The organism is Sphingomonas bacterium, assembly GCF_903644055.1.
Taxonomy (GTDB): Bacteria; Pseudomonadota; Alphaproteobacteria; order Sphingomonadales; family Sphingomonadaceae; genus Sphingomonas_I.
This window is the reverse complement of the sequence record NZ_CAHJXD010000143.1, coordinates 1-5307: the sequence shown is the minus strand read 5'-3', so window position 1 is coordinate 5307 and position 5307 is coordinate 1. Positions and strand designations below refer to the sequence as shown.

Below are 5307 nucleotides of genomic sequence, written 5' to 3'. Positions count from 1 at the left end.
GCGACATCGACCGCGATGATCCGCCCCGGCATCGGCGCGCGCAGGCTGCCGTCGCCGGCCGCGGCATCCGCGCCGCCGCTTGCCGTCCCCGGTTCGGTGATCGGCCAGGCCATGCCGTCCGCGAACAGGATGCGCTCGCCCCCGACCGTCGCGACGGTGCCGCCGGCCGCGGCATCGGGCGATGCCTCGTGGAGCTGCCCGCCGATCTCGACCGCGACGCGGGTCTCGGGCGCGGCATTCACGCGGAAGCCGATGAGCGCCGCCCACGGCCCATCCCCTTGGAGCGCGACCAGCGCCGCCGCGGCGCGCGCGATCAGCTTCGCATCCGGCGCGCCCGAGGGAATCAGCGTCGCGGCGTTGCGTTCGATGAAGCCGGTATCGATCCGGCCCGCGACGAAATCGGGGTGGGCGGCGGCGCGCGCGAGGAAGCCGGCGTTGGTCTTGACCGGCCAGATCTCGATCGCGCCCGCCGCATCGGCGAGCTTGCGCGCCGCCGCCGCGCGCGAAGGCGCGTGGACGATCAGCTTGGCGATCATCGGATCGTAGAAGGGCGTGACGGCGCCGCCTTCCTCGACCCCGCTGTCGACGCGGACGCCGTCGGGGAAGCGCAGCCGATCGAGCCGCCCGATCGAGGGCAGGAAGCCGGTCGCGGGATTTTCCGCATAGAGCCGCGCCTCCATCGCCCAGCCCTGGATCGCCAGCGCCTCCTGGCGCAGCGGCAGCGGCTCGCCGCTCGCGACGCGCAACTGCCATTCGACCAAATCCTGCCCGGTGATCGCCTCGGTCACGGGATGCTCGACCTGGAGGCGCGTGTTCATTTCCATGAACCAGATGCGATCGGCGCGAAGCCCCTCGCCGGCATCGGCGATGAACTCGATCGTTCCAGCGCCGACATAATCGACCGCTTGCGCCGCCTTCACCGCCGCCGCGCAGATCGCCGCGCGCGTCGCGGCGTCCATGCCGGGGGCGGGCGCTTCCTCGATCACCTTCTGGTGGCGGCGCTGGAGCGAGCAATCGCGTTCGAACAGATGGACGACGTTGCCGTGCGTGTCGCCGAATATCTGCACCTCGATGTGGCGCGGCGAGAGGATGTACTTCTCGATCAGCACGCGATCGTCGCCGAACGCGGAGGCCGCCTCGCGCCGGCAGCTAGAGAGTGCGTCCGCGAACGCGTCGGGCGTCTCCACCCGCCGCATGCCCTTGCCCCCGCCTCCCGCCACCGCCTTGATCAGCACGGGATAGCCGATCGCATCGGCCTCGGCGCGCAGCCGCGCGGGATCCTGATCGGCGCCGAGATAGCCGGGGGTGACGGGAACGCCGGCGGCGATCATCCGCTGCTTGGCGGCGTCCTTCAGCCCCATCGCGCGGATTGCCGCGGGCGGCGCGCCGACCCACACCAGCCCGGCCGCCTGCACGGCCTCGGCGAAGTCGGCATTTTCCGAGAGGAAGCCGTAGCCGGGATGGATCGCCCGCGCGCCCGCGGCACGCGCGGCGGCGAGGATCTTCGTCTGGTCGAGATAGCTGTCGCGCGCCGGCGCCGCGCCGATGCACAGCGCCTCGTCGGCCTCGCGCACGAAGGGCATCGCGGCATCGACGTCCGAATGCACCGCGATCGTACGGATGCCGAGCGCGCGCGCCGTGCGGATGATCCGCCGCGCGATCTCGCCGCGATTGGCGATGAGCAGCGAATCGATCATCGGCCGCGAGCCATGGTCAAAAGGGAGCGCATCACATCCTGAACAGGCCGAAGCGCGCATGATCGGCGATCGGCGCGTTGAGCGTTGCGGCGAAGGCGAGGCCCAGGATGTCGCGGGTTTGCACCGGATCGATGATGCCGTCGTCCCACAGCCGCGCGGTCGCGTAATAAGGATCGCCCTCCGCCTCGAACTTGGCGCGGATCGGCGCCTTGAAGGCCTCCGCCTGCTCGGGCGTCCAGCTTTCGGCGTCGCGATGCACGGTCGCCAGCACGCTCGCCGCCTGCTCGCCGCCCATCACGCCGATCCGCGCATTGGGCCATGTGAAGAGAAAGCGCGGGCCGTAGGCGCGACCGCACATCCCGTAATTGCCCGCGCCGAAGCTGCCGCCGATCAGCACGGTGATCTTGGGCACCTGCGCGGTGGCGACGGCGGTGACGAGCTTGGCGCCATGCTTGGCGATGCCCTCCGCCTCATATTTGCCGCCGACCATGAAGCCCGAGATGTTTTGCAGGAACAGCAAAGGCACGCGCCGCTGGCAGGCGAGTTCGATGAAATGCGCCCCCTTCTGCGCGCTCTCCGAGAAGAGCACGCCGTTGTTGGCGAGGATCGCGACCGGCATTCCCCAGATATGCGCGAAGCCGCAGACCAATGTCGTGCCGTAGAGCGGCTTGAATTCGTGCAGCTCGGATGCGTCGACGATCCGCCCGATCACCTCGCGCACGTCATAGGGCGCGCGGACGTCGGTCGGAAGGATGCCGTAGAGTTCGGCGGGATCGAGCTTCGGCGGGCGGGGATCGGCGCGGTTGACGGTGGCCTTGTCCGGCGGCGGCAGCGTGGCGACGATGTCGCGGACGATCCGCAGCGCATGCGCGTCATCGTCGGCGACATGATCGACGACGCCGGACCTGCGGCCATGCGTATCGGCGCCGCCGAGCTCCTCGGCCGAGACGATCTCGCCGGTCGCGGCCTTCACCAGCGGCGGCCCCGCGAGGAAGATCGTGCCCTGTCCGCGCACGATGATGCTCTCGTCGCTCATCGCGGGCACATAGGCGCCGCCCGCGGTGCAGCTCCCCATCACGCAGGCGATCTGCGCGATGCCCTGCGCGCTGAGGTTTGCCTGATTGAAGAAGATGCGCCCGAAATGCTCCTTGTCCGGAAACACCTCGGCCTGGTGCGGCAGGTTGGCGCCGCCCGAATCGACCAGATAGACGCAGGGCAGCCGATTTTCCGCGGCGATCTCCTGCGCGCGGAGATGCTTCTTCACCGTCATCGGAAAATAGGCGCCGCCCTTCACCGTGGGATCGTTGGCGGCGATCATCACCTCGCGCCCGTGCATCCGGCCGATCCCCGCGACGATACCCGCGCCGGGCGCGCCATCGTCGTACAGGCCGTCGGCGGCGAGCGCGCCGATCTCGAGAAAGGGCGCGCCCGGATCGAGCAGCCGCCGGATGCGATCGCGCGGCAACATCTTGCCCCGCGCGACATGCCGCGCGCGATGATGCTCGCCGCCGCCCAGCGCCGCGCGCGCGATCTTATCACGCAGTTCCTCGGCCAGGCCACGATTGCGCGCCGCGTTGGCGCCGAACGCCGGGGACGCGGGATCGATCTTGCTGGTCACGATCGTCATGCGCCGATCAACATCCTCCGCGCCCCGGGTAGAGCCTGTCTCCGGTCGGGACCGATACCGCACCGCTGGCGATGCCGAAAGCTTTACGGGCGCAATCCGCCTGGTGGCCCGTAATCTTTCGGCCGCATGGCCCCGGCGGCGCGGCTGAGGCATTCAACCGGCATGAGACGCCCGAACCAAGCCGAACGCGCCGACCTCGCCATCGCCCGCGCCGCCGCCGCCGTGCATAGATCGGCCCCCGTGAGGGCGCTCGGCTGGGTGAGCGAGCTGGCCGATCAGCCGCAGCTCATCTCGATCTGCTGCGCGACCTTGGGATCGGGGATGCTGCTGCGCGATCGGCGATTGGCGCGCGCGGGGGCGCGGATGCTGGCGGCGGAACTGCTGGCGACCGAGCTCAAGAACCTCGTCAAGCATCGCATCGATCGCACCCGCCCGACGGTGATCGCCGGTGGCGGGCGCTATTGGGCAGGGCGGGGCGATGATCCCGCCCACGAGATGACGAGCTTCCCTTCGGGGCACACCGCCGGCGCGGTCGCGGTCGCCGGGGCGATCGCGCGCAGCTATCCGGCGCATCGCGCCGCCGCCTTCGGAACCGCCGCGGCGATCGGCGCGATCCAGGTGCCGCGCTGCACGCATTTCGTCTCCGACGTCGGCGCGGGCGCGGTGGTCGGGCTGGTCGCCGCGCAAGCCGTCGCGATCGGCGAAACGCTGGGCGGTCGTGCGCTGGCGCCGGTCGTGGCACGGCTGTGGGTGCTCGGACGCTTCAATCCGATGCGCTGGCTTGGGTAGGGTTGCGCCACCACCCAGAGTCCGTCCTGTCGACGTTGCACTTACGTCACCCCGGCTCAAGGCCGGGGTGACGGCTCAGCTTGAACGGGGCAGCCTCTAAAGCACGCGATAGGGCACGACCTCGCGCACGTCGGGATCGATCATGATCGGGCGTTCGGCGGGCGGAAAGGCGCGCTGGTCGCAATCGTCGCGCGGGCAGAGGCGGCAGGAGATGCCGATCGGCGTCGCCGCGCCGCCGAGATCGAGGCCATCGGCATAGACGAACGCGCGCGCATGGATCGCCTCGCAGCCCAGCGCGACCGCGTAGCGGCGGGGGCTGCGCTGATAGCTCCCCGATGGCTTGACCAGCCCCTTGGCCATCGAGACGTAGCGCACGCCGTCGGGCGTCTCGGCGAGCTGGACGAGGATGCGATCGGGGATCGCCACCGCCTCGTGGACGATCCACAGCGGGCAGGCGCCGCCGAAGCGCGCGAATTGCAGCCGCGTCGCCGAATGCCGCTTGGTGATGTTGCCCGCCATGTCGACGCGACAGAAGAAGAAGGGGAGGCCGCGCGCGCCGGGGCGCTGGAGCGTCGAGAGGCGGTGGCACGCCTGCTCGAAGCTCACCCCGAAGCGCTGGCGGAGGCGATCGATATCGTGGCGCAGGTCGCGCGCCGTGGCGGCATAATCGGCGTACGGCATCATCAGCGCCCCCGCCGCATAATTGGCGAGGCCGATCCCCAGCAGGCGGCGCGCCTCGTCCGAAACCAGCGCCGCGCCCGCGCTGACGTTCGCGATCGCCTCGGCAAAGCGCAGCGAGACGAGCTGATGCGCGAGCAGGAAGCGGCGCGTCGCGGCGGGCTGGCCGGCATCGAGGATCAGCGATCCCGAAGCGGGATCGAAGCGGCGCAGCGGCCCGCCATCGCCGCTGCTGGTTACGGTGACGCCGCCGTCCGCCAGAGCCGCGACCAAAGCTTCGGTCGCGACGGGCGGGCCGCCGATCGCGCCCGCCAGCGCCTCGGCCGCCTCGTCGAGCACGCCGACATAATTGCCCGCCTCGTGAAACCAGTCGCGCACCTCCTCCCACGGCAGCCGCCCGCCGCCCTCGACGCCGCTGGCGATCGCCTCGTCGGCGATCTGGCGCCGCGCCTCGGCCGCGCGCCACGCGCCGTGCAGCGCCACGAAGCGCTCGGCGAGGCCCGGCTGCTGCTCGGC

Annotated in this window: 4 protein-coding genes; 1 reads left to right on the top strand and 3 read right to left on the bottom strand. The window is 70.9% G+C overall.

Features of this window, described 5'->3' with window-relative positions:
• Window positions 1-1697 (bottom strand): acetyl-CoA carboxylase biotin carboxylase subunit (locus tag HUU94_RS06370; RefSeq protein ID WP_174274265.1); only part of this gene is annotated, 1697 nt, incomplete at its 3' end.
• 31 nt (window positions 1698-1728) lie between these two features.
• Window positions 1729-3324: a carboxyl transferase domain-containing protein gene (locus HUU94_RS06365; RefSeq protein WP_174274264.1), complete on the bottom strand. Its 1596-nt coding sequence runs from the start codon at window positions 3322-3324 to the stop codon at window positions 1729-1731.
• A gap of 162 nt (window positions 3325-3486) precedes the next feature.
• Here HUU94_RS06365 and HUU94_RS06360 point away from each other — a divergent pair, with 162 nt between their 5' ends.
• The gene (locus HUU94_RS06360; protein WP_174274263.1) at window positions 3487-4113 is read left to right on the top strand and encodes a phosphatase PAP2 family protein; all 627 of its coding nucleotides are present in this window, start codon (window positions 3487-3489) and stop codon (window positions 4111-4113) included.
• 96 nt (window positions 4114-4209) lie between these two features.
• On the opposite strand, the gene HUU94_RS06355 is transcribed toward HUU94_RS06360, so the two are convergent.
• The coding region (locus HUU94_RS06355) for a helix-turn-helix domain-containing protein (protein WP_174274262.1) at window positions 4210-5307 on the bottom strand (1098 nt) is incomplete at its 5' end.